The 26,463-nt window shown below is 60.0% G+C and carries 20 protein-coding genes; 18 read left to right on the forward strand and 2 right to left on the reverse strand.

The window, feature by feature from the left end; translation table 11 throughout:
- The first annotated feature begins 2 nt into the window (after positions 1-2).
- The 7 genes from rfbD to P6U27_RS10530 all read left to right on the forward strand — a co-directional run bounded on the left by rfbD (position 3) and on the right by P6U27_RS10530 (position 11,750).
- Positions 3-992 (forward strand): dTDP-4-dehydrorhamnose reductase, encoded by a 990-nt coding sequence (rfbD, locus tag P6U27_RS10500; protein ID WP_209296596.1) that lies wholly within the window; start codon positions 3-5, stop codon positions 990-992.
- The gene (rfbA, locus tag P6U27_RS10505) at positions 901-1,785 is read left to right on the forward strand and encodes a glucose-1-phosphate thymidylyltransferase RfbA (protein ID WP_209296595.1); all 885 of its coding nucleotides are present in this window, start codon (positions 901-903) and stop codon (positions 1,783-1,785) included. The genes rfbD and rfbA overlap by 92 nt, the downstream gene beginning before the upstream one ends.
- Before the next feature lie 614 nt (positions 1,786-2,399).
- Positions 2,400-6,572: a DUF4082 domain-containing protein gene (locus P6U27_RS10510; RefSeq protein WP_407193998.1), complete on the forward strand. Its 4,173-nt coding sequence runs from the start codon at positions 2,400-2,402 to the stop codon at positions 6,570-6,572.
- 11 nt (positions 6,573-6,583) lie between these two features.
- Complete coding sequence (locus tag P6U27_RS10515; RefSeq protein WP_122402108.1) at positions 6,584-6,919, forward strand: hypothetical protein; 336 nt, start codon at positions 6,584-6,586, stop codon at positions 6,917-6,919.
- Positions 6,897-9,104, forward strand: coding sequence for a peptidase domain-containing ABC transporter (locus P6U27_RS10520; protein ID WP_209296092.1), 2,208 nt, complete (start codon positions 6,897-6,899; stop codon positions 9,102-9,104). Before P6U27_RS10515 ends, P6U27_RS10520 begins: the two co-directional genes overlap by 23 nt.
- A complete protein-coding gene (locus P6U27_RS10525; RefSeq protein WP_407193999.1) occupies positions 9,101-10,531 on the forward strand; it encodes an HlyD family type I secretion periplasmic adaptor subunit in 1,431 nt (476 codons plus the stop codon). The genes P6U27_RS10520 and P6U27_RS10525 overlap by 4 nt, the downstream gene beginning before the upstream one ends.
- Before the next feature lie 25 nt (positions 10,532-10,556).
- Positions 10,557-11,750, forward strand: a complete 1,194-nt coding sequence (locus tag P6U27_RS10530; protein WP_407194000.1) for a hypothetical protein — start codon at positions 10,557-10,559, stop codon at positions 11,748-11,750.
- A gap of 22 nt (positions 11,751-11,772) precedes the next feature.
- Here P6U27_RS10530 and P6U27_RS10535 read toward each other — a convergent pair whose 3' ends face one another.
- On the reverse strand, positions 11,773-12,663 hold the full coding sequence (locus P6U27_RS10535; protein ID WP_209296094.1) for a glycosyltransferase family 2 protein: 891 nt from the start codon (positions 12,661-12,663) through the stop codon (positions 11,773-11,775).
- A 181-nt stretch (positions 12,664-12,844) separates the two neighbouring features.
- Here P6U27_RS10535 and P6U27_RS10540 point away from each other — a divergent pair, with 181 nt between their 5' ends.
- The 10 genes from P6U27_RS10540 to P6U27_RS10585 all read left to right on the forward strand — a co-directional run bounded on the left by P6U27_RS10540 (position 12,845) and on the right by P6U27_RS10585 (position 23,665).
- Positions 12,845-13,639 carry a WecB/TagA/CpsF family glycosyltransferase gene (locus P6U27_RS10540; protein ID WP_209296095.1) on the forward strand — a complete coding sequence of 265 codons (795 nt, stop codon included), beginning with the start codon at positions 12,845-12,847 and terminating at the stop codon, positions 13,637-13,639.
- 3 nt (positions 13,640-13,642) lie between these two features.
- Positions 13,643-14,767, forward strand: a complete 1,125-nt coding sequence (gene wecB / locus P6U27_RS10545; RefSeq protein ID WP_122402113.1) for a non-hydrolyzing UDP-N-acetylglucosamine 2-epimerase — start codon at positions 13,643-13,645, stop codon at positions 14,765-14,767.
- Positions 14,760-16,022: a UDP-N-acetyl-D-mannosamine dehydrogenase gene (gene wecC / locus P6U27_RS10550; RefSeq protein ID WP_407194001.1), complete on the forward strand. Its 1,263-nt coding sequence runs from the start codon at positions 14,760-14,762 to the stop codon at positions 16,020-16,022. Before wecB ends, wecC begins: the two co-directional genes overlap by 8 nt.
- A 70-nt stretch (positions 16,023-16,092) precedes the next feature.
- Positions 16,093-17,154: a Gfo/Idh/MocA family protein gene (locus P6U27_RS10555; protein WP_209296097.1), complete on the forward strand. Its 1,062-nt coding sequence runs from the start codon at positions 16,093-16,095 to the stop codon at positions 17,152-17,154.
- A gap of 31 nt (positions 17,155-17,185) precedes the next feature.
- Entirely contained in the window at positions 17,186-18,676 is a 1,491-nt protein-coding gene (locus P6U27_RS10560; RefSeq protein ID WP_407194002.1) for an oligosaccharide flippase family protein, read from the forward strand.
- Positions 18,677-18,707: 31 nt separating this feature from the next.
- Positions 18,708-19,220: an acyltransferase gene (locus P6U27_RS10565; protein ID WP_209296098.1), complete on the forward strand. Its 513-nt coding sequence runs from the start codon at positions 18,708-18,710 to the stop codon at positions 19,218-19,220.
- Positions 19,221-19,328: 108 nt separating this feature from the next.
- Positions 19,329-20,507 carry a DegT/DnrJ/EryC1/StrS aminotransferase family protein gene (locus tag P6U27_RS10570; protein WP_209296099.1) on the forward strand — a complete coding sequence of 393 codons (1,179 nt, stop codon included), beginning with the start codon at positions 19,329-19,331 and terminating at the stop codon, positions 20,505-20,507.
- Positions 20,504-21,505, forward strand: coding sequence for an NAD-dependent epimerase/dehydratase family protein (locus P6U27_RS10575; protein ID WP_209296100.1), 1,002 nt, complete (start codon positions 20,504-20,506; stop codon positions 21,503-21,505). Before P6U27_RS10570 ends, P6U27_RS10575 begins: the two co-directional genes overlap by 4 nt.
- Positions 21,445-22,647, forward strand: a complete 1,203-nt coding sequence (locus tag P6U27_RS10580) for a DegT/DnrJ/EryC1/StrS family aminotransferase (RefSeq protein WP_407194003.1) — start codon at positions 21,445-21,447, stop codon at positions 22,645-22,647. Before P6U27_RS10575 ends, P6U27_RS10580 begins: the two co-directional genes overlap by 61 nt.
- Positions 22,648-22,711: 64 nt before the next feature.
- Entirely contained in the window at positions 22,712-23,665 is a 954-nt protein-coding gene (locus P6U27_RS10585; protein ID WP_209296102.1) for a glycosyltransferase, read from the forward strand.
- Positions 23,666-23,777: 112 nt separating this feature from the next.
- Here the strand turns inward: P6U27_RS10585 and P6U27_RS10590 are convergent, their stop codons facing one another.
- Positions 23,778-24,713 (reverse strand): glycosyltransferase family 8 protein, encoded by a 936-nt coding sequence (locus P6U27_RS10590; RefSeq protein ID WP_209296103.1) that lies wholly within the window; start codon positions 24,711-24,713, stop codon positions 23,778-23,780.
- 267 nt (positions 24,714-24,980) lie between these two features.
- Here P6U27_RS10590 and P6U27_RS10595 point away from each other — a divergent pair, with 267 nt between their 5' ends.
- Positions 24,981-26,408 carry a class I SAM-dependent methyltransferase gene (locus tag P6U27_RS10595; protein WP_407194004.1) on the forward strand — a complete coding sequence of 476 codons (1,428 nt, stop codon included), beginning with the start codon at positions 24,981-24,983 and terminating at the stop codon, positions 26,406-26,408.
- The last annotated feature ends 55 nt before the right edge of the window (positions 26,409-26,463 follow it).

Raw genomic sequence — 26,463 nt, forward strand, 5'->3', positions numbered from 1 at the left:
CAATGATCGAACAGCCGATTCTGATTGTTGGTCGAAATGGCCAATTGGGCAGTTGCCTTCGTGATCTCGCTGCGCTTCGCGGTCTGACTGCGGTGGCCCTCGGACGTGAGCAGCTCGATCTCGAGATCCGGGACGGAATCGACAGGACGGTCGCCTCGATCGCCCCCTGCATGATCATCAATGCCGCGGCCTATACGGCCGTGGATCAGGCGGAGTCCGAAGTCGGAAAAGCCTTCAACATCAATCGCGATGGTGCGGCCGCGTTGGCGGATGTCGCATGGCAGAGAAACATTCCATTTGTGCATGTGTCGACCGATTATGTCTTTGATGGCGCCAAATGCGAGGCTTACGACGAAACCGACGTGCCGGCGCCGCTGAACGCATACGGCGCATCAAAGCTGGCCGGCGAGGCGGCCGTGTTGGCGGCGCATCCCCTCGCGACCGTCGTCAGGTCATCTTGGATCTACAGCTCGACAGGCAGTAACTTCGTTCGGACAATGTTGCGGCTGGCCGAAACGCGTCCGGTCGTAAGGGTCGTTTGCGACCAACACGGAAGCCCGACGTCAGCGGCGGATCTGGCCGCAGCGCTCCTGAAGATTGCGGAGCGGCCGTTCACCGATGACCGCCGCATCGCAGCCGGCATCTTTCACGTGGCCGGCCAGGGAGCAACGAGCTGGCACGGCTTCGCCGAGGCAATCTTCGACGGTTTGTCCCGTCGCGGGGTACGGCCGCCGGCGTTGGAAGCGATCACGACAGAGCAGTATCCGTGCGCTGCTCGCAGGCCCGTAAACTCGCGCCTGGACTCGTCCAAAGCAGAACGCGTGTTTGGAATTCGATTGCCGGCCTGGCGCCACTCTCTCGAAACCTGTCTCGACCAACTCGTCGGAAGAGGAGACACCGATGCTGAAGGGAATCGTCCTGGCTGGCGGCAGCGGAACGCGGCTCTATCCGATCACACGTGTGGTCAGCAAGCAGTTGCTGCCCATCTATGACAAGCCGATGATCTATTACCCGCTGTCGACGCTGATGCTGGCAGGAATCCGCGAAATCCTGGTCATCACGACCCCGGCGGATCGGTCCCAGTTCGAACGATTGCTCGGGAACGGCAGCCAGTGGGGAATCCGGCTCAGCTATGCCGAACAACCCCGTCCCGGCGGGCTTGCGGAAGCCTTCATCGTAGGCGCCGATTTCATCGGAACCGATCGCGTCGCGATGGTGCTCGGAGACAACATCTTTTTCGGCGATGGCTTGAGCGCGCTGCTCGCCCGCGCGGCGGCACGTGAGGAAGGCGCAACCGTCTTCGCATATCATGTGCGGGATCCGGAACGATATGGCGTCGTTACGTTCGATGAGGCAGATCGGCCGGTGCGGATCGAGGAGAAGCCCAACAAGCCAATCTCAAGTTGGGCGATCACTGGACTGTATTTCTTCGACAATCGCGTCGTGCGGTACGCTCGCCGCGTCGAGCCATCTGCGCGTGGAGAGCTGGAGATCACCGATCTGCAGATGCGCTACCTTACAGCCAATGCTCTCCATGTCGAGCGCATGGGGCGGGGATTTGCCTGGCTCGACACTGGCACGGTCGAGTCGCTGGTTGATGCCGCAACTTTTGTTCAGACCCTCGAGCAGCGGCAGGGAGTGAAAATCGCCTGTCTGGAGGAAATCGCCTTCAGGCTGGGCTTCGTCACGCGCGACCAGGTCCTGGCGCTTGCGAGACCCCTCGAGAAGAGCGGCTATGGCAGATATCTGAATGAAATCGTATCGCTTCGGCGCGAGGCGGATTGAAAGGACGCATTTAGAAATATAGAAATAAATATCATGTTGCAAAACGCATTTTAAATGTGAATTGACGAGATAAATGTGTTAATTAAATCTTACCTGAGCGATTGGAGGGCTTTGCCATGCGGGGCCAGAAATCAAGCGCGTTCTTCACGAGAGTTCTGCTCAATGCTCAGGGAGCGCTGCGGGCTCGCGGATCACTGGAAGATGACCCCTGGACCTGGAACGGTTGGCTTGGGTCAACCAATCTGCCGGATCCCGGCGGTCCTGCTGAGACGGCGGCATCGACCGGATTGCAATGGCCAAGCATGGCGGAGCTGGGCCGCGATGACGGAACCTCGAGCGCCAGCGCGCAGGTCGACCGGACCGCGCGGAATTGGCTTTGGCCAGAGCCTCACGCAGGAATCCGCGCCGGAACAGAACAAGGCTCCTCCGCACAACGGCTCGAGCAGTTCGACTGGGCGACCAGCATGGCGGGTGGAGGCGGTGGTGCGTTCCCTGGTTCAAGCGCGACCACGCCTTTGCATCCCGGTGCCGGCAACTCCGGCGCGACGAGTTCGTTTTCAGTAGCTGCGGACGCCGCGGATTACCCGCCTGGTAGCATTGCAACGTTTACCGCAATGGGCCTCCTGTCCGGAGGGTCGGTCACCTTCCAGATCGCTGACCTACCGAGTGCGCCGGGTGCTGACGGCATTGCCGATGTTTATACGCCATTCGCGATCAAGGACGGCGGCGCCGGCGATTTGGACGGGCTCGCCAATGGCACAGTGGTCGCGCAATGGCAGGTGCCCGTCGACGGCCGTGCGACCGGTGCGACCTTGCAGCTCACGGCGACCTCCGGCGGCCAGACTGCGACAACGACGTTCGCCGACGCAAGCAACAAGATCGTCACGGAGAATCAACTAGCAGGTACGCCGAAGAGTACGTGGTCGATCCACGGCTCGATCGCCAACCAGGGCGACTCGCAGATTGAAGGTTTTGCGACCCAGATCAGCACCAACGCTGGACAGACGGTCTCCTTCAAGATTGACACCGCCGCGAGCGTGACCGGCTATCAGCTCGATATCTACCGGCTTGGCTATTATGGCGGCAACGGCGCGCGTTTGATCACGAGCATGCATCACACCGGAACGGACAATCAGCCGAACCCGATTTTCAATTCTGCAACCAATACCGTCGACGCTGGAAACTGGTCCGTGACGGACTCATGGACGATCCCGAGCACAGCGGTGTCAGGCGTCTATTTCGCGAAATTGACATCGGATACGGGCAACTACCAGAACATGATCCCGTTCATCGTTCGGAATGACGGCACGACCTCGGACATTCTGTTCCAGACCAGCGATACGACCTGGGAAGCATATAATCCGTGGGGCGGATACAACTTGTATCAGGGCCCTAGCGGTACGAACAGCGATCGCGCATATGAAGTGAGCTACAACCGTCCGATCGCCATGAATGTGAATTCCAACTTGGCTCAGCCGCCCGACTTCCTGTTCGGCGAAGAGTACGCGGCAATCTATTGGATGGAGCGGAACGGCTATAATCTCAATTACATCTCGGGTATCGATGCCGCGACCAATGCCGGACTGCTGCTAAATTCGAAGTCTTATGTCGACGTTGGCCACGACGAATATTGGTCCCAATCGCAATTTGCCAATGTCAAGGCGGCGGCAGATGCGGGCGTCAATCTCGCTTTCCTGAGCGGTAACCAAATCTATTGGGACACCCAGCTAGCTCCGAGCTTCGACGCCAGCCATACGCCGAACCGGAATATCATCGAATACAAGGACATTTGGAGCGGCGCCCAGATCGATCCTAACGGAACTGCGAACGGCGGAGCGGGGCTGTTTCGCGATCCTGTTTACGGACCCGGAACTCCGGAGAATTCGCTTTCCGGCCCGATCTTCACGGTCGACGACTCCGGCACGCTCTCCAACATCACGATTCCGGCCAGCATGTCGCAGCTCCGCTTCTGGAGAAATACCAGCGTTGCCAGCGGCAACGGAGGAACGCTGACCAACCTGCTTGGCTACGAATGGGACAGCGACCTCGATAACGGCTTTCGGCCGGGCGGCTTGATCGACATGTCCTCGACAACGATGAACGTCAACACGCTGCTGCTCGACAACGGATTGACTACCGGTCCCGGCACAGCCACGCACAGTCTCACGCTCTACCGTGATCCGACCAGCGGAGCCTTGGTTTTCGGCGCCGGCACGGTCATGTGGTCGTGGGGATTGTCGAACCAATACGTCCCATTCCACGGCATCACCGCACCGGTTAGCACTGCCGTTGAGCAATCCATGGTGAACCTGTTCGCCGACATGGGAGTGCAGCCGCAGACGCTTCAGACTGGCCTTGTAGCTGCGCAGGCCTCGACCGACACAACCGCGCCGACGGCGGTCATCACTTCCCCAACGAGCGGGAGCAGCGTCAGTCAGGGCCAGCAGGTAACGATTACCGGCACTGCGTCCGATGTCGGCGGACGTGTGGCCGGCATCGAGGTGTCGACCGATAGCGGCAAGACCTGGCACCCCGCCAGCGGAACGACGAGCTGGAGCTACACATGGGTTGCGTCGGGCTCTGGCGCGCAGGTCGTCGAGGCGCGCGCGACCGACGACAGTGTCAATGTGCAGGCGACCCCCGCCAGTATCAGCATCAACGTCACAGGTGGGGGGAGCGGAGGAAGCCTGTTCACGGCTTCCAACACGCCGGCGCAGACCAATTTGAATGATCGCTCGGCGATCGAGGTCGGTGTCAAATTCACGTCGTCGTCTGCCGGACAAATCACCGCGTTGAAGTTCTACCGAAGCCCGGGCGACACCGGCACGGATCTGCTCGACCTCTGGAGCTCGACCGGCACCAAGCTGGCCAGCGCCACCTTCAGCAACACCACGGCCACGGGCTGGCAGACCGTGACGCTGGCAACGCCGGTCTCGATCGCCGCCAACACGACCTATGTCGCCTCGTACCACACGAGCGGAGCCTACGTCGCGACCAATAATTTCTTCACCAACTCGTTCACGAGCGGCTCGCTGACGGCACCCTCATCGGCGTCCAGCGGCGGCAACGGCGTCTACGCCTATGGCGGCACCAACACTGCCGGGCTCTTCCCGACCAACAGCTTCAGTGCCAGCAACTACTATGCCGACGTGGTGTTCTCTTCGGGTTCGACCACCGACCCGGCGCCGGTGTTGACGAACCAGACACCCGACCAGACCGCGGTCGTCGGCTCGGCCTTCTCGCTGATGCTGCCCGCCAACACCTTTACCGTTGCCGACGGAGACCCGCTCACTTATGCGGCGACACTGGCCGACGGCACGCCGCTTCCCTCGTGGTTGAACTTCAATGGGCCGACCGAGACGTTCAGCGGCACGCCGACATCGGCGAACGTCGGCACGATCACCGTCAAAACGACGGCTAAGGATCCCGCCGGTCAGTCCGCCAGCGAGACCTTCAACATCGCCGTGTCTTCGACTGCGCCGCCCGCGAGCCTGTTCACGGCTTCCAACACGCCGGCGCAGACCAATTTGAATGATCGCTCGGCGATCGAGGTCGGTGTCAAATTCACGTCGTCGTCTGCCGGACAGATCACCGCGCTGAAGTTCTACCGCAGCCCGGGCGACACCGGCACGGATCTGCTCGACCTCTGGAGCTCGACCGGCACCAAGCTGGCCAGCGCCACCTTCAGCAACACCACGGCCACGGGCTGGCAGACCGTGACGCTGGCAACGCCGGTCTCGATCGCCGCCAACACGACCTATGTCGCCTCGTACCACACGAGCGGAGCCTACGTCGCGACCAATAATTTCTTCACCAACTCGTTCACGAGCGGCCCGCTGACGGCACCCTCATCGGCGTCCAGCGGCGGCAACGGCGTCTACGCCTATGGCGGCACCAACACTGCCGGGCTCTTCCCGACCAACAGCTTCAGTGCCAGCAACTACTATGCCGACGTGGTGTTCTCTTCGGGTTCGACCACCGACCCGGCGCCGGTGTTGACGAACCAGACACCCGACCAGACCGCGGTCGTCGGCTCGGCCTTCTCGCTGATGCTGCCCGCCAACACCTTTACCGTTGCCGACGGAGACCCGCTCACTTATGCGGCGACACTGGCCGACGGCACGCCGCTTCCCTCGTGGTTGAACTTCAATGGGCCGACCGAGACGTTCAGCGGCACGCCGACATCGGCGAACGTCGGCACGATCACCGTCAAAACGACGGCTAAGGATCCCGCCGGTCAGTCCGCCAGCGAGACCTTCAACATCGCCGTGTCTTCGACTGCGCCGCCCGCGAGCCTGTTCACGGCTTCCAACACGCCGGCGCAGACCAATTTGAACGATGGCACGCCGCTCGAGGTCGGCGTCAAATTCACGTCGTCGTCTGCCGGACAGATCACCGCGTTGAAGTTCTACCGCAGCCCGGGCGACACCGGCACGGATCTGCTCGACCTCTGGAGCTCGACCGGCACCAAGCTGGCCAGCGCCACCTTCAGCAACACCACGGCGACGGGCTGGCAGACCGTGACGCTGGCGACGCCGGTCTCGATCGCCGCCAACACGACCTATGTCGCCTCCTACCACACGAGCGGAGCCTACGTCGTGACCAATAATTTCTTCACCAACTCGCTCACGAGCGGCCCGCTGACGGCGCCCTCATCGGCGTCCAGCGGCGGCAACGGCGTCTACGCCTATGGCGGCACCAACACTGCCGGGCTCTTTCCGACCAGCAGCTTCAGCGCCAGCAACTACTATGCCGACGTGGTGTTTCAGCCCCAGTTAGCAGCATAAGGAATAGTAGGATGCATGCCGAAATCTATACGGATGGAGTGGACGAAATCACGGTCGGTGGGTCGATCGTGCGCGTAGACTTGGTGAGCCTGTCACCCACCGAACGGGACGACAACAACGCTCCCAAGAAAGTCTTTCGTCAGCGGCTAATCTTCTCGGTGGAAGCCTTCGCGAACTCCGTTGAGGTGATGCAGAACGCGCTTCAGGGCCTAGTCGATGCCGGCGCGATCCGGCGCGCCCGATCAGGCTCGACCACCGAGCCTTCGCACGTCGTTTCGTCGCTGGAGCGCGATCGACCCGCGCCAAATGCAGCACGGCCTCCTAATGTCTCAACCAACTTCCGCTGAAATCGATCGCGAATGCGCCCCGACGACCTCCGACGAAGGCGCGCCGTCGGCGTCTTGGACCGCGCTTGAAAGTTTGGCAAAGGTCGCCGCCCATCACGGCATCGACTTGTCTGCGGAACGCCTTCGGCACGTCTATGCCACCGACGGCTCAATGCTTTCGATCGACCGGTTGCTACGAATGGCCCGCGAGGCGGGACTTCGTGGGCAGACTGCGCACCTCGATTGGGGAGCGCTAAGCCACCTGGGCGAGGCATATCCGGCGCTCGTCCGGCTCTCGAACGACAATTGGGTCGTTATCTTGGGTGCGCCGCGAGCCGATGGCCTCGAGGCGGCCACCATCTGGGATCCACTCGCAGAGCGCAAGGACGAGCCGCTGATCGTTGACAAGGACCGCTTTTGCGCGCGGTGGAGCGGCGATGTCATTCTGATCAAGCGTGAGCGCCCGTCGTCAGCACGCCAAAGGGTGTTCGGGCTGAGATGGTTTTTGCCCGAACTGCTGCGTCAATGGCGGCTGTTCGCGGACGTCGCGATAGCGGCCATCTTACTCTATGCACTGGGTCTCGCGCTTCCCATTTTCTTTCAATTGGTGATTGACAAAGTTCTCGTGCACGAGAGCTTCACGACGCTTTACGTGCTCGCGGCCGGCGCGACCGTAGCCCTGGCCTTTGACGCGATATTCAGCTTTCTGCGGCGATACTTGCTGCTTTATGCGACCAACAAGGTCGATATCCGGGTCGCCACCAGGACATTCGGACACCTTCTCGGTCTGCCCGTCGCCTTTTTCGAGCACATATCCGCCGGCGTTCTAGTGAAGCATATGCAGCAGGCTGCGCGGATCCGCGAATTCCTCACCGGTCGGCTATTCCTGACGACCTTGGACGCTCTATCGCTGTTCGTGTTCATCCCGGTGCTGGCGCTCTACAGCGTTAAGCTGACAGGGCTGGTGCTCGCCTTCACGATCGTAATTGGAGGCGTCGTCGCGATCTTAACGGGGCCGTTCCGCCGACGTCTCTATGATCTGTATCAGGCCGAGGGCGCAAAACAGGCCCTGCTGGTCGAGAGTGTGCATGGTATGCGAACGGTGAAATCGTTGGCCATGGAACCGCGACAGAGTAGGGCGTGGGATGATTGCTGTGCTCAGTCGGTTTCGATGCGATTTGGCGTCGAAAAAATTTCCGCGGGGGCCCAGTCGTTGACGGGCTTCCTTGAGAAGATGATGACACTCGGCATCATCGCTCTTGGTGCGTTGGACGTCTTCAGCGGCGAAATGACGATCGGCGCGCTCGTCGCTTTCAACATGCTGGCCGGTCGCGTTTCGGGACCATTGGTCCAGATGGTGACGATGGTCCATGAATATCAGGAGGTACTCCTTGCCGTTAAGATGCTCGGCGAGGTGATGAACCAGCAACTGGAACACGACGGCAACCGCGAAGGGTTGCGGCCGCACTTCGCCGGTAAGATAGAATTCGAAAACGTCACCTTCCGTTATGGAGAAGGAAGGCCGGCACTTGATGATGTGTCGTTCTCGATCAAGGCTGGTTCGATCGTCGGAGTAGTTGGCCGGAGCGGCTCGGGCAAGACGACGCTGACGCGGCTCATTGCCGGAATGTACCCGGTGCAGCAGGGATTGCTGCGGATCGACGGCTATGACTCGCGCGAACTCGACTTGATTCATCTGCGTCAGAATCTTGGACTCGTGCTGCAGGACAATTTTCTGTTCCGAGGCACGGTGCGCGAGAACGTTGCCTGCGTTAAGCGCGATGCCACTTTCGGTGAGATCGTGAGGGCCGCGCAACTCGCAGGCGCTGATGAGTTTATCGAACGGCTGCCTCGCGGTTTCGATACCCTCTTGGAGGAAGAAGCATCGAACCTGTCAGGCGGACAGAAGCAACGGCTCGCGATTGCCCGCGCGTTGATCGTCAATCCGCGCATTTTGATCTTGGATGAGGCAACCAGCGCGCTCGATTCCGAGAGTGAAACCATCATTCGGCGCAATCTGCGCCGCATTGCCGAGGGACGAACGGTGATCATCGTATCGCACCGGCTATCGATGCTTTCGGACGCGAGCCAAATCCTGGTGATTGACCGCGGCAAGATCGTCGATGTGGACGGTCACGACCGGCTACTGCACAAGTGCACGATTTATAGACATCTCTGGAACCAGCAGACGAAGCAGATCGCATGATCGGGACAGAGAAAACGCGCGTTCAACCAAGCACCGACCTACCGGCCTCTCCAAAGAAGGGCGACCGGAGGCGCCGAGGGCTGCTGCGGCCTAGCCCAGCGCCGCCGCCTGTTGTCAGGGAATTTCAGCCCGATGCAGCGGAGATCGAACAGCGCAACCCGCCACGCGTAGCACGAATGACACTCTATTGTGTTGTAGCTGTGATCGCGGCCGCGATCACGTGGGCATCCGTCTCGCGAGTTGACATGATCGTGACCGCGCAGGGGAAGCTGATCACCACGCGTCCCAACCTGGTGGTTCAGCCATTGGAAACGTCGGTAATCCGCCAAATCCACGTCAAGCTCGGCGATCGCGTCAATCGCGGCGACTTGCTGGCGACGCTCGATCCAACCTTTTCGCAGGCGGATCTCGATCAGTTGCGTATGCGCGTCGCTGCGTTCGATGCCGCCATTGCCCGGCTACGCGCCGAATTGGACGGGACAGAATATGTAGTCAGGAATTTTGAAAATCCCGATGAGGTGCTGCAGCAGAAGGTGTTCCTGCAGAGAAGGAGCGCTTATGACGCACAGTTTCAGAACTATGAGGCGCAGATAGCTTCCGCGCAAGCGAATCTGAAGACAGCGCAAAATGAAGAGACGGTTCTGGCTCAGCGGCTGGAAAACATGCAGCTGATCGAAACCATGCGAAGCGCGCTAATGGCCAAGGAAGTGGGTTCAAGGCTGAATTTCCTGCTTTCTCGTGATGCGAGGCTGGAAGTCGAGAGCAATCTCGCGCGCGTTCGGGGCAGCATTGCCGATAGTTCGCATCGTTTGGACAAATCCCGAGCGGATCAAAAAGTATTCGCCGAAGAGTTTCGCCGCTCCGCTTACCAGGAGCTTGTCGAGACTTTGAGCAAGCGTGACAGCGCCGCTGAAGAGTTCAAGAAGGCCGAGCTTCGTCGCCAACTGATCGTACTGCGCGCTCCGGCAGATGCGTTCGTACTCGAGATTGCCAATCGGACCGTCGGGTCGGTCGTTCGCGAGGCGGAAACCCTGTTCCTACTCGTTCGCCGGGACGCTCAACTCCAGGCCGAAGTCAATGTGGATGGCAAGGATATCGGCCAGCTCGCGATCGGGCAGCGGGTACGGATCAAGTTCGAGGCGTTTCCGTTCCAGAAATATGGCACGGCGACTGGTGAGGTCCGGGTCATTAGCCAGGACTCGTTCTCGCCAGACCCGAAGGTCGAAGGTGCGCGTCGCGCGTCCAGTCCCTATTACCGCGTGCTGGTCGATTTGCGGGACACGCACCTTCGGCTGCCGCCGGAACATCTTCAGCTCATTCCCGGTATGGCGGTCACGGCTGAGATGAAGGTCGGAAAGCGCACGGTGATTTCATATTTCCTCTATCCACTACTCCGTGGTCTCGATGAAAGCATCCGGGAATACTGACGGGGATTACCATGGTGCACTGTCGATGATGATGATCAGCTCGAATTCTGGTGTGAAGCTCATAATGCCGGCTCCAGCGAAGGGGTTGTCGCCAAACTCGCCTCTGGTGAACTATGCGCTCAGAGGGCTGGAACGCTGCTGGTTGCCTCGCGAGCGCCGTTGGTCGCATATCTATCACCTCGACGGGCGGGCTTCGCCAAACGAGTCGATAGCGCATAGCGACGTGTTCTATACCCTCAATGTCTTGCTCGGGATGTCACGGGTCGCGGAACTTCCGGCTGACATTGATCTCCCGGAGATCTTCCATCGAAATGCCATGAGTCTCACCGCGCTTCCCGTGCGGAAATATGCGTTCGGCATGGCCTTGTGGGCCGCCGCCGAGCTCCGCCTTCCCATTCCGGAGCGGGTGAGGTCCGAGCTGAAAGCGATTCTCTCGGATCAGTCGCAATGGTCCGCGTTTCGGGCTCAGGACCTGGGCATGCTGCTGACGGGGGTCATCGCGCAGGCCAGGGCAGGCGAGAGGGAGTGGCTATGCTTCGCCAGCCCGCTCTACCGTTTCCTGAAGGAGCGTTTCCATAGCGAATCCGGATTGTTTTTCGATGCGCCGTCCGGCTTCCGTCGCCGCTTTGCGTCATTTGCGACGCAGACCTACCTTTCAATCGCCTGCTATCAGTACGGCGAATTCACCGCAGACGTGTCCGCGCTCGTCATGGCCGACACCTGTGTGCGCAATCTGATCGCGCTTCAGGGACCCCAGGGTGAATGGCCGTGGTTCTTCGATGCGAAGAGTGGCCGCGTCCTCGATTTCTACGAAGTCTATTCAGTCCATCAGTATGGAATGGCCCCGGCGCTGCTGGAATGGGCCGAGCGTTTCGGACGACGAGGAGCGCGGGATGCCCTGGTCAAGGGATTCAACTGGGTGCTGGGCCACAACCAACTGGGCCGGACAATGCTTGTGCCGGAGCTCAGCCTGACGCTCCGTTCGCAGGTTCGCAAGCATGAACTGAAGAGCAGGGCTCGGCGGATGTTGCGCGCGCTCAGAAACACCTGGCTCGAGAACGATGAAACCCTGATCGACAGTGCTGACGTGAGAGTTCGCCTCGAGTGCCGCAGCTACGAACTCGGATGGATTCTGTGGTCATTCGGCCGGCGTACCGACTTGCGGGACCTCAGCCACAACGACGTTTTCGAACAGCCATCGTGCCCGCCTGGTGACTAGTCGCAGCGCAGCGGCAGCGGCATCAGTTGCGATTCCAGACGACCGCGCCCTCTCCCCGAAGCAGGGCCAGCATCTTGGCCGTTCGATGGCTGCGAATTGCGCAGAGAACGGCGATCGCCTTGAGGCGGGCGCCTATGCCATGGACGCGCCGGCTCGTCATAACAGTGATCGCGCCGGCCGCCGGTGAGGCAAGGACGAGCAGCGCCAGGGCAAACCAGCGCAGCCGCCAGCCACGCGCGCCCTGTGCCATGTTGCGGTAGTGCGTGATTTGGCGATCCCATTTTGCATAGAGCTCCCGAAGCGACCGCCGCGCAGGATGGAACACGACCATTCCGGGGATGTAGCGAAATTCGCAGCCGGCGCGGATGGCCATTTCTCCCCATTGCATGTCTTCCGCGAACTGAATGCCCGGGAAAGGTCCGACCTTCGCAAAATCGGCGCGGCGGACCGCGAGATTTGCCGTGACCGAGTAGCCGTGTTTGGTGACGTACAAGCGATTGCGGAAGCCGAAAACGCTTTCGTAGGCTTCGATCGCGGTGAAACGTCCTTCGACCTCGGGCCGGATGCGGACCTCTCCGCCAAGGATCGTCGCCGGCCTGACTTGCTGGAACGCCTCATGTATGGCGGTCAGCCAGTCCGGATGAGCCCGACAGTCGGCGTCCATGAAAGCGAGAATGTCACCTCTCGCATGGGCTGCGCCGGCGTTTCGCGCCGGACCGGGACCGGGATGCGATTGGTACGTCAACCTCACGTCGGGATGGCCGGCAACGACCTCCACCGGGGGCATCGCCGAGCCGTTGTCCACCACGATGACCTCGAACAGGTCGCGGGACAGGGTCTGTGCATCCAGGCTCCGCAAGCAGGCTTCCAGAGCCTCCGCCTGGTTGAGGTGGGGAATGATCACCGAAATCATTTTATCAGCGCCATATTTAATTTTCCTTTGGTGCGCAGCGGGTCCGCCGGCGGTAGGGCCCAGTTTCACACTCGTTTGGCAGCCCGCATTTAATCCTTGCAATTAAATATTTGCCATTTATTATCGTTATTATAATCTTAAATGCAACTTAAACAAAATTGCATTTTGGAGGTCGATTCAAATGCGTGCATCGTTCCTGGCGTGCCCCATCGACCTGCTGACAATGGCGGAAACCGTGGAGCTGGCGCGCGGCGCCATGCGCAGCCGCCGACGACTGCAGCATGTGGCGCTGAACGTTGCCAAGTTCGTCAAGATGCGGTCCGATCCTGTGCTCGCGGCCGACGTCGCCGACAGCGATATTGTCAGCATAGACGGCATGGGGATCCTCTGGGGCGCGCGAGCGGTGGGGCTTCCGGCGACGTCGCGAGTCACCGGTGTCGATCTCCTGGCCGAATTACTCGCGGTGTGCGCGCGGGAAGGCTTCAAGCCGTATTTCCTGGGAGCCACCCAGGCGGTACTGCAGGAGGCAATGCAACGCGCGCGCGTGAGACATCCTTCACTTGTCTTCGCGGGTTGGCATGACGGCTACTTCAAACCCGAGCAGGAGAGTGACGTCGTCCGGGATATCCGGTCGAGCGGGGCCGATTGTCTCTTCATCGGCATGCCGACGCCGCGCAAGGAGCGCTTTCTGGCCGCCCACCGCGACGATCTCGGCGTCCCTTTCATCATGGGCGTGGGTGGGGCGTTCGACATTCTTGCGGGCACCGTCCGACGCGCGCCCGCACGGATTCAGAGGCTGGGCCTCGAGTGGCTGTACCGCATCTATCAGGAGCCCGGGCGAATGTGGTGGCGATACGCCACGACGAACACGCTGTTTGCGGGCATCCTGGTGCAAGCGCTCATCAAGCAGGCGATTCAGCACACGCCGGGAGCGCCGGGCCCCGTGCCGCCGGGCCCGAGTCGGATCGGAGGGTGAGACGTGCCCAAGCATTTTTTCATCCTCTTGGGGACCCGGCCCGAAGCAATCAAGCTCTTCCCGGTCATCAACCGGCTCAAGGCCGAGAATCGCAAGGACATTTCCCTGACGATCTGTGCGACGGCACAGCATCGACAGCTGCTTGATCAGGTCCTCAAGCTCGCCAAAGTGGTCCCGGATTTCGACCTGAACGTCATGACGGCCAATCAGACGCTGGACCATCTAACCGCGCGGCTGCTCGGAGAGGTCGGTGAGCTGCTCGAGAAAGTGAAGCCTACCAGGGTGATCGTCCAAGGCGACACGGCGACCGCCATGGCCGGCGCACTCGCGTCCTATTATCACCGGATACCGGTCTCTCACATCGAGGCCGGACTGCGCAGTGGCGACATCTTTTCGCCTTGGCCCGAGGAGGTGAACCGCAAGATCGTCGGCTCGATCGCAGATCAGCATTTTGCCCCGACGGAGCGCGCGGCGCGCGCGCTGCGCTCTGAAAACGTCTCGGACGACCGCATCCACGTCACCGGAAACACGGTGGTGGACGCTCTCATCCTGGCGAAAGCCATGGTCGAATCCGATCCCGGGCTCGCGGGCCGCTGGGATGGTATCAAGAAGCGTCACGGCAACCGGCGCATCATCCTGGTGACCTGCCATCGCCGGGAGAATTTCGGCGGCGGCGTAATCAATATCGTGAACGCGTTGGAAACGATCCTGCGCAGGGAAGACGTTGCGGTGGTGCTTCCCGTGCATCCGAATCCGAATGTGCGCGACTTGTTTGCGTCCCGATTGTCGGATCACCCGAGGGTCGTCCTCATTTCCCCGCAGGAATACACGGATTTCGTCAGCCTGCTCTCGTTGTCTCATCTGGTCCTGACGGATTCAGGCGGCGTCCAGGAGGAGGCCCCCACGTTCGGAAAACCGGTCCTCGTGATGCGCGACACGACCGAGCGCCCCGAGGGGGTGGAAGCCGGGACGGCGCGTCTCGTCGGTGCGAACTACGACAGGATCGTTGCGGAGACATTTCGCCTGCTCGACGACGACGAGACTTATGCTGCCATGGCCCGTTCGCATAACCCGTTCGGTGACGGGCACGCGAGCGAGCGTATCGTGAAGGTTCTTCTCAATGCCTGAATTCCAGAAGATCAATGTCGTTGGGCTTGGCTATATCGGGCTGCCGACCGCGGCCCTGATTGCGAGCCGCGGATTGCAGGTGGTCGGTATCGACACCAACGAGCGTATCGTCGATACGGTTGCATCGGGAAGGATTCACATCGCTGAGCCCGATCTCGATGGCCTCGTTTCCAAGGTCGTGTCGAGCGGCGCCCTGACGACATCCACCAAGCCGCAGGCGGCCGACGTCTTCATCATCGCAGTGCCGACGCCGATCGATCGCGACAACCGTCCAGACTTATCAAGCGTGAATGCCGCAGTCGACCAAATCGTCGATATCCTCGCACCGGGCAATCTCGTCATCCTCGAATCGACGTCGCCGATCGGAACGACCGAGGCGATCGCGAAGCGGATCGTTGAACGCCGGCCAGATCTGCACATCGGCGTCAACGGCAAGGAAGACGGGGCGATCTACGTCGCCTACTGCCCGGAACGCGTGTTACCTGGCCGGATCCTGACCGAGCTCATCAACAACGACAGATGCATCGGGGGCATTACGCCAACCTGCACGCGCCGTGCTCAGCGCTTCTACAAGATGTTCGTCCGCGGGGCCTGCGTCGGCACTACGGCACGCACGGCCGAGTTGGTCAAGCTGACGGAAAACGCCTTCCGCGATACCAACATAGCATTTGCGAACGAACTCTCGCTGATTTGCGACAGGTTCGACATCAATGTCTGGGAAGTGATCGACATCGCCAACCGCCACCCTCGCGTAAACGTATTGCGGCCAGGACCGGGAGTAGGCGGGCACTGCATTGCGGTCGATCCCTGGTTCATCATCGACTCCGCACCGGACCTGGCTCGGGTGATGCGAACCAGCCGAGAAGTCAACAACGCCAAAACGCGGCAGATCATCGAACGCACAGAGGCGCTGATCGACGATCATCCCTATGCAAACATCGCCTGCTGTGGATTGACGTTCAAGGCCAATGTCGACGATCTGCGCGAAAGTCCCGCCATGGAAATAGCCACGCATCTCGCGGCAAAGTACGGAGAACGAGTCAAGGTCGTTGAGCCGAACCTTCGGCGCCTGCCGCCCCAGCTGGCCGATCACCGTGTCGCTTTCGTGAACATCGAGGAGGCTCTGCGCAGTTGCGAGATCGCGGTTCTCCTCGTCGATCACGACGAGTTCAAGATGGTGCCCCTCTCGGAGCGTCGGCATCTCGACGTCATCGATACGCGGGGCATATGGCAGGACATGCCGGCGCGGACCTGATGCCCGGCGTGATGTGATCGTCTGCAACGGGATGATTGGAAGCGTACTCTCTGGATGCATCGAGGTTAGCATGCGAGACAGTCAGCTGGGAATCGGCGTCGTGGGCTACGGCTATTGGGGCCCCAATCTCGTTCGCAATTTCTCGGTCAATCCGGCCACGCGCGTCGTCAGCGTGAGCGACCTGAACCCAGGACGGCTCGACGCGATAAAGCAGCTTTACCCCGCGGTGGAGACGACCAGCCGCTACGAAGATCTGCTCAAGGACGCCCGTATCGATGCAATCGCCATCGCTACGCCGGTGCATACGCATTACGAGCTGGCAATTGCGGCGTTGAGAGCCGGAAAGCATGTTCTGGTCGAAAAGCCGCTTGCGCCGAGCGCTGAGCTCGTGACCCGCTTGATCGAGGAAGCCGACCGGCGCGGATTGACGCTCATGGTCGATCATACCTTCCTCTACACGCCGGCGGTCCAGAAGATCCGGGAGCTCCTGCTGAGCCGCGAGCTCGGAGACATCTACTACTACGACAGCACGCGCGCGAGTCTCGGGCTGTTTCAAAAGGACGTCAATGTGATCTGGGACCTGGCGGTGCACGACATCTCGATCATCCACCATATCCTCGATCGGGCGCCGATCGCCGTCTCGGCAACGGGGTCGTGCCACGTCGTCGGATCGCCGGAGAACATGGCGCACATCACGCTGTTCTTTGCCGACGCGTGCGTGGCCCACGTCAGCGTCAATTGGCTCTCGCCCGTCAAGGTGCGCCAGACCTTCATCGGTGGCAGCAAGAAGATGATCGTCTACGACGATCTCGAGCCGACCGAAAAGATCAAGGTCTATGACAAGGGAATTACGCTCGATGCGCCTCCCGAGGATGCGCATCAATTTCGGATTGGATATCGCGCCGGCGACATGTGGGCACCGCACATCTCGCCGACGGAGGCGCTACAGACGGAGGTGGAGCATTTTGTCGATTGCGTATCCACCGGCCGCCAGCCGATTTCCAGCGGCACCTCCGGACTCCGCGTGATCGAAGTCCTGGAAGCGGCATCGTGCTCGATCGCAAAACAGGGGGCGCCGGTATTGCTGCGAGAGCCTTACGGAACCCGGCAGCGCGCGAGAGCGATCGCATGACGCGCGCGGCGGCCTAGCTGACCTAATCGCCATGGCAGACGATGCAATGAGGTCCGTGCAGCGCTCGATCCTGTTCTCCGCGCTCGATCGTTACATCGGCCTCATGCTGGTCTTTGTCGCGACCGCCGTGCTCGCCCGTCTGCTGTCCCCTGAAGAATTCGGCATCTATGCCGTCGTAAACGCCATCACATCCATCATTGCCGCCTGCTTCCAGGAGTTTGCAGGTGCAAGCTATCTCATTCAGAAGCGCGAGTTGTCGCGGGCAAGCGTGCAGACCACGTTCACGGTTAACCTCGTGATATCGGCGGCCACCGCATTCATGCTGTTCGTGTTTGCGCAGCCCATCGCGCGTCTCTTCGAGCTTGACGGCTTGCGTCAGGGCATCGAGATCTCCGCTCTGAATTTTCTGTTGCTGCCGTTCTCCGGAACCATAGCCGCATTATTCCGTCGTGAGATGCAGTTTGGAACGCTCGCAATCTGTAACCTCGCGGCGGGTGCGACTATCGCCGTCGTTTCGATCGCTCTCGCGTTGGCCCACTTCAGCTACATGGCCCCACTTTGGGGAGCGGTGGCCGGCAATGCGGTGCTGGCCGTGATGCTGCTGATATGGCGGAGAGAGTTTGGCGCGATGCGCCCGTCCCTGGTCGATTTCCGGGAGATCATCGGCTTCGGCCTCTACTCGGGCGCGGTTAGTGTTGTGAACGTGTTCTATGGCCTAGCGCCGCAGCTCTTCCTGGCGAGGGTACTCGACTTCACGGCCGTCGGTCTTTACAGCCGCGCAATCGCATCGACGCAGATATTCGATAAGCTGGTGACACAAGTCATAAGTCCGGTCGTCATGCCAGCGGTTGTTGCGCGAAGCAAATCAGGGGGCGATCTCAAGGCCGTCTATCTGGAGGCCATTCAGTTGCTCTCCGCGGTGCAGTGGCCGTTCTTGGCCTTCATGGCCATCATGGCCCGGCCAATCATTCTGATCTGGCTCGGTCCGACGTGGCTGGAGATCGTCCCGCTCGTGCAACTGCTCTGCGTCGGCAATCTTGCGCTTTTCGCCGCCTGCCTGACCTATCCGGTGTTTGTTGCGGTCGGAAGGGTGCAGGATGCGCTGATCTCGTCCTTGATTTCGCTGCCCCCCTCGCTTCTGGTCGTCTTCGGTGCATCGTTTCTGGGCGTGCACGCCGTTGCAGCAACCGCCCTTGTCACATTGCCATTTCAAGCCGCAGTGGCGTTCCATTTTCTTGGGCGACATCTCGACATTCGGCCCGGTGAATTTGTACGCACCCTGCTCAGAAGCGGAGCTGTAACGGCACTCGTGATTGCAGGCGCGTCGATCTGTGCGGCGCTGACGGATGCGCAAGGACTTTCGCCGCTTGCTGGCTTGGCATCAGCCTTCTCCGTCGCTGCGCTTTGTTGGTGGCTGGGACTGGCGGTGACCGGGCACCCGCTCTTGCAGCAGTTCCACTACGCAGCAGCCGGCCTCGCGAGAATGGCGCCGGGGCTGTGGCCTTCGCGGACGGCGCCATAGCGGCTTCGGCCACATCATTCGGAGTTCGGACATGCCTATCAAAGAAGACGTCGAACTAGGTCGCGATGTCCGTATTCCTCACCCGGAACTGGTCAATCTGTACGGCTGCACTGTTGGTGACGAGAGCAGGATCGGAACGTTCGTCGAAATCCAGGCGGGGGCGAAGATAGGTGCGCGCTGCAAGATATCCTCGCACAGCTTCATCTGCGAGGGCGTCACGATCGAGGACGAGGTGTTTATCGGTCATGGCGTGATGTTTACGAATGACAAGCATCCGAGAGCAACAACCGCGGATGGTCGTCCTCAGCAAACGTCGGACTGGACCTTGGAGCGCACCCACGTCGGTAGGGGGGCCTCCATCGGCTCCAATGCCACCATTTTATGTGGTGTGACAGTCGGTGCGGGGGCGTTCGTTGGCGCGGGCTCGGTGGTGACGAAGGACGTTCCCATGGGCGCTACCGTCGCGGGAGTGCCGGCCCGGATCATGTCCGCAGTCGAAAATATGGCCACCGCCGCCAGTGCCTTGATCAGCGAGGCCTCCTAGCCGGGACCAAATTAATCGCGATTTATTTTCTTGAAAATGATGCTTGATTTAATATTATAATGCGAGTTAATTTTTAATATATAGTCAGCCAATCCAAGGTGTTGAATCTTGATACCCTTCCTGGATCTGAAAGCCCAGTACCGTCAAATCAAGCCGGAAGTCGACGCCGCGGTGGCCAGGGTCGTCAGCAGCGGGCACTTCGTGCTCGGGCCGGAGGTGAGGGCCTTCGAGGGACGCTTTGCCGAATATTGCCGGACTTCGCATTGCCTTGCGGTGAATAGTGGGACGTCGGCGCTCCATCTTGCTCTGCTGGCGGCGGGTGTTGGACCCGGTGACGAGGTCATCACGGTGTCCATGACATTCGTGGCGACAACCGCAGCCATTCTCTACAGCGGCGCCAAGCCGGTGTTCGTCGACGTTGACCCGGTCACGTGGACGATGGATCCCGGTCTGATCGAGGCTGCGATAACACCGCGAACCAAAGCCATCCTGCCGGTCCACCTCCACGGCTTGATGGCCGAGATGGATCCCATCATGTCGATCGCGCGGCGTCATGGTCTGGTGGTCATTGAAGACGCCGCGCAGGCGCACGGCGCGGAGTACCGGGGACGCCGTGCAGGCTCGATCGGGGATCTGGGGTGCTTCAGCTTTTATCCGGGCAAGAATCTGGGGGCGTTCGGCGAGGGTGGGGCGGTCGTCACTGATCGGCCTGAATTCGCACGCCGGGTGTCACTGCTGCGGGACTGGGGGCAGGAGGCGAAATACGACCACGTCATTGCCGGATACAACTATCGCATGGATGAGATCCAGAGCGCGATATTGAATGTCAAGCTGGACTACATCGAGCGCTGGACCGAGGCTCGCCGATCGCTCGCAGAACGATACGACGAACTGCTGTCTGAGCTCCCATTCGCGCGTCCGCAGCCGCCCAGGCACTCCCGCCACGTGTATCATGTCTATGCGGTCAGATTGCAGCGGCGCGATGATGCGCTAACGATATTGCGGGACGCCGGCATCGGTGCAGGGATTCACTATCCCATTCCGGTGCATCTGCAGAAGGCCTATGCAGAACTCGGTTGTCGGGCCGGTGATCTGCCGGTAACCGAGCAGCTTGCCAACGACGTTCTCTCGCTTCCCATTTATCCCGAGTTGCGGCCGGACCAGGCGACCGCAGTTGTCTCCACTTTGAGGAACGCCGGAGCATTGCGACCCAGCGAGGCCGTCAGCGAACGAACGCCGCATTCACAAAGCTTCATAACGAGGTCCTGCAACAGGAGGGCGTCTTGATCGAGCTCAAGGGAAAACGCGTTCTGGTCACTGGCGGGGCGGGGTTCATCGGCTCCCACATCGTTGATCTGCTCTGCGATGAGGGTTGTATCGAGATCGTTGCCCTCGACAACATGGTGCGAGGCCGACCGGAGAATCTCCGGCGCGCGCTCGGACGCGGCCCGGTGAGATTGGTTCACGGCGACATACGCGATCGCAAGCTGATGGAAGCCCTGGTGAAGGCTGCCGACATCGTTTTTCACCAGGCTGCACTCCGCATCACGCATTGCGCGGCAGAGCCGCGCCTGGCCAAGGAGGTCATGGTAGACGCCACCTATGACCTCCTGGAGCTGTGCATCAAGCACGACATTGAGAAGATCATCGCAGCATCCTCGGCATCCGTCTATGGCATGGCCGAGGAGTTTCCGACAACCGAGCGGCAGAACCCTTACAACAATCGGACTCTCTACGGAGCGGCCAAGGCATTCAATGAGGGCCTGCTGCGCGCCTTCAACGACGTGTGCGGCCTTGATTACGTGGCATTCCGGTATTTCAACGTCTATGGCAGCCGGATGGATATACACGGACGGTACACCGAGGTCTTGATCCGCTGGATGGAGCGGCTCGAGGCCGGATTACCTCCCGTCATCTTTGGCGACGGTCGTCAGACCATGGATTTCGTTCACGTCCGGGACGTCGCGCGCGCCAACATCCTCGCGGCCCGGGCAAAGATTACTGACGAGGTCTTCAACGTCGGAAGCGGCACCGAGACCAGCCTGACGGAATTGGCGACGGTACTTGCGTCGGTGATGGGGCGCCGCGGCCTGACACCCGAATTCGCACCTGAGCGCTCGGTCAATCCGGTGCCGCGACGGCTGGCATCGACGGGCAAGGCCGAGCGCCTGCTGGGATTCCGCACCACGGTTTCGCTCGAGCAGGGGCTCGCCGACCTCGTCAAATGGTGGCGATCGGAACGCGATCTCGCTTCGGATCGCCAGCGGCAGGCGGCAGCATCGTGATCCCGATCGCAGCGCCGCTGCTCGCGGACGAAGAGGCCGATGCTGCACGCGCCGTCGTGCTGTCGGGCTGGGTATCGCAAGGCCCGCAGGTGGCTGCGTTCGAGGACGAGTTCGCCGCACTCATCGGCGCACCGCACGCCTGCGCCGTCGCGAATTGCACGACGGCCCTGCAGCTCGCCTTGGCAGCGCTGGGTATCGGCAGGGGCGACGAGGTGATCACGGTCAGCCACTCCTTCATCGCAACGGCCAACGTGATCCGATATCAGGGTGCCACTCCGGTTTTTGTCGATATCGAGCCCGAGACGTACAATTTGGATTGCGCTCGGCTGGCCGAAGCAATCACCGAGCGCACCCGCGCGATCATCGCGGTCCATCAGATGGGCATGCCGTGTGACATGGCAGCACTCATGGCCGTGGCGCGCCGCCACGGGATCGCTGTCATCGAGGATGCGGCTTGTGCCGCCGGCTCGCAGATCCGGATGAACGGGCAATGGGAAGCAGTCGGCAAGCCGCATGGCGACATTGCCTGCTTTTCGTTTCATCCGCGAAAGGTGATCACGACAGGTGAGGGTGGCATGCTCACCACCGCCGATGCCGAGCTCGATCGCAAGTTCAGACTGCTACGTCAACACGGGATGAGCGTTCCGGATATCGTGCGTCACGGGTCGCAGCGTGTCATTTTCGAGGAGTACGTCCTCGTCGGCTACAACTATCGAATGACGGACATGCAGGCCGCGATCGGGCGCAAACAGCTCGAGCGTCTTCCGCAACTGATTGCGTGGCGGCGTGCGCTGGCATCCCGTTACGCCGAACTGCTTGGGAACATAGAGGGGCTGCGGCTACCGTTCGAGCCGGCGTGGGCCCGATCGAATTGGCAGAGCTACTGTGTGCGCTTGCCCGATCGAATGGATCAGCGGGCGACGATGCAATCGCTGCTCGATCAGGGCATCGCCACGCGCAGGGGCATCATGTGCTCGCATCGCGAGCCGCCTTATGCGGGCGCTGAGCCGCGCCACGATCTGCGACAATCCGAGCTCGCCCAGGACCACGCGATCCTGCTTCCGCTGTATGCGCAGATGGAGGAATACGAGCAGGTTTGTGTGGCCAAGGCTCTCCGCGCCGAACTAGCGAAGGACTCGTGAGTGCGCGGGGTCGTCTGGAGGCTGACATTGAGTGAGCTTGTCGAATGACTGGCGGAGTGGGAGCATGGCCAAGGTCGACGTTCTGGTACCTTGCTACAATTACGGCCGGTTCCTGACGGATTGTGTCAAAAGCGTGCTCACTCAATCGATTCAGGATGTAAGGGTTCTCATCATCGATGACGCGTCGTCGGACGATACTGTTGAAGTGGCAACCCGCTTAAAGGCCGCTGACGCTCGCGTAGAATTCATGCAGCACGCGCGTAACAGAGGCCATATAAGAACCTACAATGAAGGTATTGAATGGGCGAGTGGCGAATATTTTTTGCTGCTCTCCGCCGACGACTTGTTGGTTCCGCATGCTCTCGAACGCGCCACTTCAGTAATGGATCGAAATCCCGACATTGTGCTTACTTTTGGTGAGTGTGCCACGTGGCGAGAGTGCAGCCCGTTCCCCGAGGTCTGGCCCATGCGAGACTACTCGTGGACGCGCTTCAACCTGCTGAACGAGATGTGCACATTCGCAGCGAACCTCGTCCCGACGCCAACCGCCATCGTGCGAACAAACGTCCAAAAGACGATCGGTGGCTATCGGGAAGCGTTGCCCCACAGCGGCGACATGGAGATGTGGCTTCGATTCGCGGCTAATGGCGCTGTCGCCCGTATAGATGCGGTGCAGGCCATCTATCGAAAACACGAAACGGCGATGTCCAATTCTTATTGTGCCGAGATGCTGTTCGACTATCGGCAACGCTACTTGGCGTTCGAGAGCTTCTTTATTGAATATGGCCCTCGGCTTAAGGGAAGCGGCGAATTGAAGTTGCTGGCCCAGCGCAAGCTCGCTCGAAAGCTGTTCCGTGATGGAGTCGGACTTCTTCGGCGGGGACAGTTGAGTAGGGGCTTGCGATACCTTCGGGAGTGGACGGAATTGAATCCTCGTGCGAGTTCTTTCTGGCCGGTGCCGGCCCGGAACGTCGCCAATAGCCTACATCCTTCGTCACGGACGACGGAGGAAGGGTGATCGGCAGGGCACGCCAAGTAAGCAGATCGCCACACGGCGGAGCGGACCCTCCTGGCGATGACCTCTGGAAGTATTTCGCGCGAAGAGGCGCGGACCTACCGGAAGGTGCTCGTCATCCGTATCTGAGGTCGGAAACGACTTTGATCAACGTGCGAATGGTCTGAAACTGCCGCAGATTGAGCTTTGCAAGCGCCCAGTAAGTTCGAAGTGAGTCCCGCGATATTTCAAGCCCGCTTCTGGCGAACTTCGTACGCTTCCGAAACGAGTCGAAGAAGGCGCTGTTGGCGTTGAGGGCCCTTGCATTCCAGGGCTTTCTCCAGGTTGCGAAATGGACAATGCCCGGCCGTCGCTCGGGTGGGAGACATCGGAGATCTATCTTCTCATAATGGTCTATAAAATTCCAGCGCGAGTCCAGCTTCTTCCAAGCGCCATTGCAAGCGACGTTGAGGGCGTCCTGATCGGAAAACGGCGACTTGGGATTCTGCTCCAGATACCGCAGAGCTCTTTCCGAGACACGGCTTTCGCGCCACCTCGGAAGATTGATCAATAGGACCCCCGCGTTAAAGTAATTGTCTACCTTCGGGATGGCGGTTACGGCTAGGTCGCCGGCCTTGATCTGAGCGTCCAATCCATCCAAGACCGCCCCTACTGCGGCATTGCCGAGATTGGTGTCCCAGAGCGGCGCCAGGTCGCTCAAGACTAATGTATCGGAATCAAGATAAAGAACTTTGGTGACCGATCCCGGAAAAAGCGCTGGAATCAAAAGCCGGGCGTAGGTCGCCTTTGAAATGTGGTCTTGAGTCCATAAAGCATCGAATTGCCTCTCTTCGACCGAAATCCAGCGGAGCTGCGCGGCCCCTTCCGGAAGAGAGCGCGAGACCTTGCGTCTGGTTGCCGCCGAAATGCCAAACGCGAGAATGTGAATCTCCAGCGGCCACCATCGCTGATTTGCCTCGGCGAGGGAAAGCAACGCCGCGGCTAACGGCATTCCATATGCTTCATCGCTCGCGAGAACAATGGGACAGCGCATTGGAGATAGAATATCCATTTATTTTCATTAATTCTACATTTATATTGCGAATAAAAATGGTTTACACATGCCTTGTTGATTATTTAAAATCATTTTAATGCCGATGGCGTTTTACCCGGGTCCGGCGCGGCTCAGAAAGGTAACGGGTCAATGGGGCGTAATCCGCGAGTGAGCAGCTCTGGGCTGGGCGAGAATGAGCTCCGGCAGCGCGTGCTGGTCGCTATAGCGAGCTATGGGAGATCGAACGATCGCTATCTTCAGCGTCTCATCGAGCAATATCGATCCATGTCTTTCGACGTCCACATAGTGGTGCTGTCGAACATCGAGAAGAACCTGGGTTCCGGCGTGGAATGCAGAGTCGGGTTACCCAACAGCGATCCGTGGTCTTTGCCCTTTGCACACAAGAAGCTCTTTTCGGATAACGTCGCCAATTACGACCTATTTGTTTATTCCGAAGACGACATTCTCATCACCGAGAGGAACATCCGCGCCTGGCTGGATGTGACGTCGTTTCTGCCGCAGGATGAAATTGCCGGGTTTCTGCGGGTTGAATACGGTGAAGACGGCCAGCGGAACTACCCTGACATCCACGCGCACTTTCACTGGGACCCCTCATCGGTCAAGCGGCGTGGCGATTATATTCTGGCGCATTTTACCAACGAGCACGCCGCTTGCTTTGTCCTTACCCGGGAGCAGCTGGGCAACGCGCTGCGTTCGGGCGGCTTCGATGTAGCTCCGCACCAGGGGAAGTATGATCTGGCCTGTTCGGCTGCGACGGATCCATACACCCAGTGTGGTTTGAAGAAACTGGTGCCAATCTCGCATCTGGAGGACTTTACCGTTCATCACCTCACCAACCGGTATGTCGGCCGGATGGGAGTCGGGGTGAACGAGCTTGGCAGGCAGAAAGAGATTCTGCTTCAGATCGCTGACGGCCATTGCCTGCCGTACTCGTTGCTTCCAACAGAGACGCGCCTTCGTCGCGCGAATTTTTCCAAGGACTACTATGAAGCTGAATCCGAGGAGTTGATCTCGCTCGTGCCGGTCTCGGCGCGCAGCGTTCTTTCGATCGGCTGTGGTTCTGGCAAGACAGAAAGGCGGCTGCAAGCACGAGGCCTGCATGTCACGGCGATCCCACTGGATCCGGTCATTGCAGCCGGCCCGGCCGGCGACGGGATCGAGATGATCTACACCGATCTCGACACCATCGATTTCAATCGCTATGCCTACGACTGTGTTCTATGCCTCAATCTGCTGCACCTCGCTCCGGATCCGCGAAAGCTGCTTCGGAAGCTGCGATTGTTCATGCATGAGCAATCGATTGCAGTGATCCAGATGCCCAACACGATGTCCCCCAGGGGCGTTCGGTCTTATCTCAGAGCGAGTCTCCAATCCGGCCGCAGCGGCTACGAGGCCGCGGGCGCTCACTTCGCTTCGGCGCGCAGGCTGACGACTTGGTGCATCGAGTCGGGACTGCGAATCGAGACCATGTTCGGAATTCCGGCGGATCGTGGCGATGGATTGTTTGGCATGACCTCCAGGCTGAGCGGGTTCGCACCGGGATTCCTTTCGCTTGGGCTTGCGGCCTCGATCGTCGCCACCGCCTCGGGCGGAATGCCCAACTATGAGAAGACAGGCGAACTGGCTGACGAGCCAAAATCAAGTGGACGAGGCCTCGATGGCCGCGCCGGTCAAAATACCAATTTAATTTAATTGCATTCAATATTTAATATTATATAATCGGCAACGACAGACAACCGCAATACGA

Source organism: Bradyrhizobium sp. STM 3566 (assembly GCF_045571445.1).
GTDB classification, from domain to species: Bacteria; Pseudomonadota; Alphaproteobacteria; order Rhizobiales; family Xanthobacteraceae; genus Bradyrhizobium; species Bradyrhizobium vignae.

Coding starts and splice junctions, on each gene's coding strand:
- P6U27_RS10555 (WP_209296097.1), top strand. CDS start 16,093: ATGCGAGACAGTCAGCTGGGAATCGGCGTCGTGGGCTACGGCTATTGG.
- P6U27_RS10535 (WP_209296094.1), bottom strand. CDS start 12,663: ATGATTTCGGTGATCATTCCCCACCTCAACCAGGCGGAGGCTCTGGAA.
- P6U27_RS10590 (WP_209296103.1), bottom strand. CDS start 24,713: ATGGATATTCTATCTCCAATGCGCTGTCCCATTGTTCTCGCGAGCGAT.
- P6U27_RS10525 (WP_407193999.1), top strand. CDS start 9,101: ATGATCGGGACAGAGAAAACGCGCGTTCAACCAAGCACCGACCTACCG.
- P6U27_RS10520 (WP_209296092.1), top strand. CDS start 6,897: ATGTCTCAACCAACTTCCGCTGAAATCGATCGCGAATGCGCCCCGACG.
- rfbD (WP_209296596.1), top strand. CDS start 3: ATGATCGAACAGCCGATTCTGATTGTTGGTCGAAATGGCCAATTGGGC.
- P6U27_RS10580 (WP_407194003.1), top strand. CDS start 21,445: ATGGTGGCGATCGGAACGCGATCTCGCTTCGGATCGCCAGCGGCAGGC.
- P6U27_RS10565 (WP_209296098.1), top strand. CDS start 18,708: ATGCCTATCAAAGAAGACGTCGAACTAGGTCGCGATGTCCGTATTCCT.
- P6U27_RS10515 (WP_122402108.1), top strand. CDS start 6,584: ATGCATGCCGAAATCTATACGGATGGAGTGGACGAAATCACGGTCGGT.
- P6U27_RS10530 (WP_407194000.1), top strand. CDS start 10,557: ATGATGATGATCAGCTCGAATTCTGGTGTGAAGCTCATAATGCCGGCT.
- P6U27_RS10560 (WP_407194002.1), top strand. CDS start 17,186: ATGGCAGACGATGCAATGAGGTCCGTGCAGCGCTCGATCCTGTTCTCC.
- rfbA (WP_209296595.1), top strand. CDS start 901: ATGCTGAAGGGAATCGTCCTGGCTGGCGGCAGCGGAACGCGGCTCTAT.
- P6U27_RS10585 (WP_209296102.1), top strand. CDS start 22,712: ATGGCCAAGGTCGACGTTCTGGTACCTTGCTACAATTACGGCCGGTTC.
- P6U27_RS10540 (WP_209296095.1), top strand. CDS start 12,845: ATGCGTGCATCGTTCCTGGCGTGCCCCATCGACCTGCTGACAATGGCG.
- wecC (WP_407194001.1), top strand. CDS start 14,760: ATGCCTGAATTCCAGAAGATCAATGTCGTTGGGCTTGGCTATATCGGG.
- P6U27_RS10595 (WP_407194004.1), top strand. CDS start 24,981: ATGTCTTTCGACGTCCACATAGTGGTGCTGTCGAACATCGAGAAGAAC.
- P6U27_RS10510 (WP_407193998.1), top strand. CDS start 2,400: ATGGGCCTCCTGTCCGGAGGGTCGGTCACCTTCCAGATCGCTGACCTA.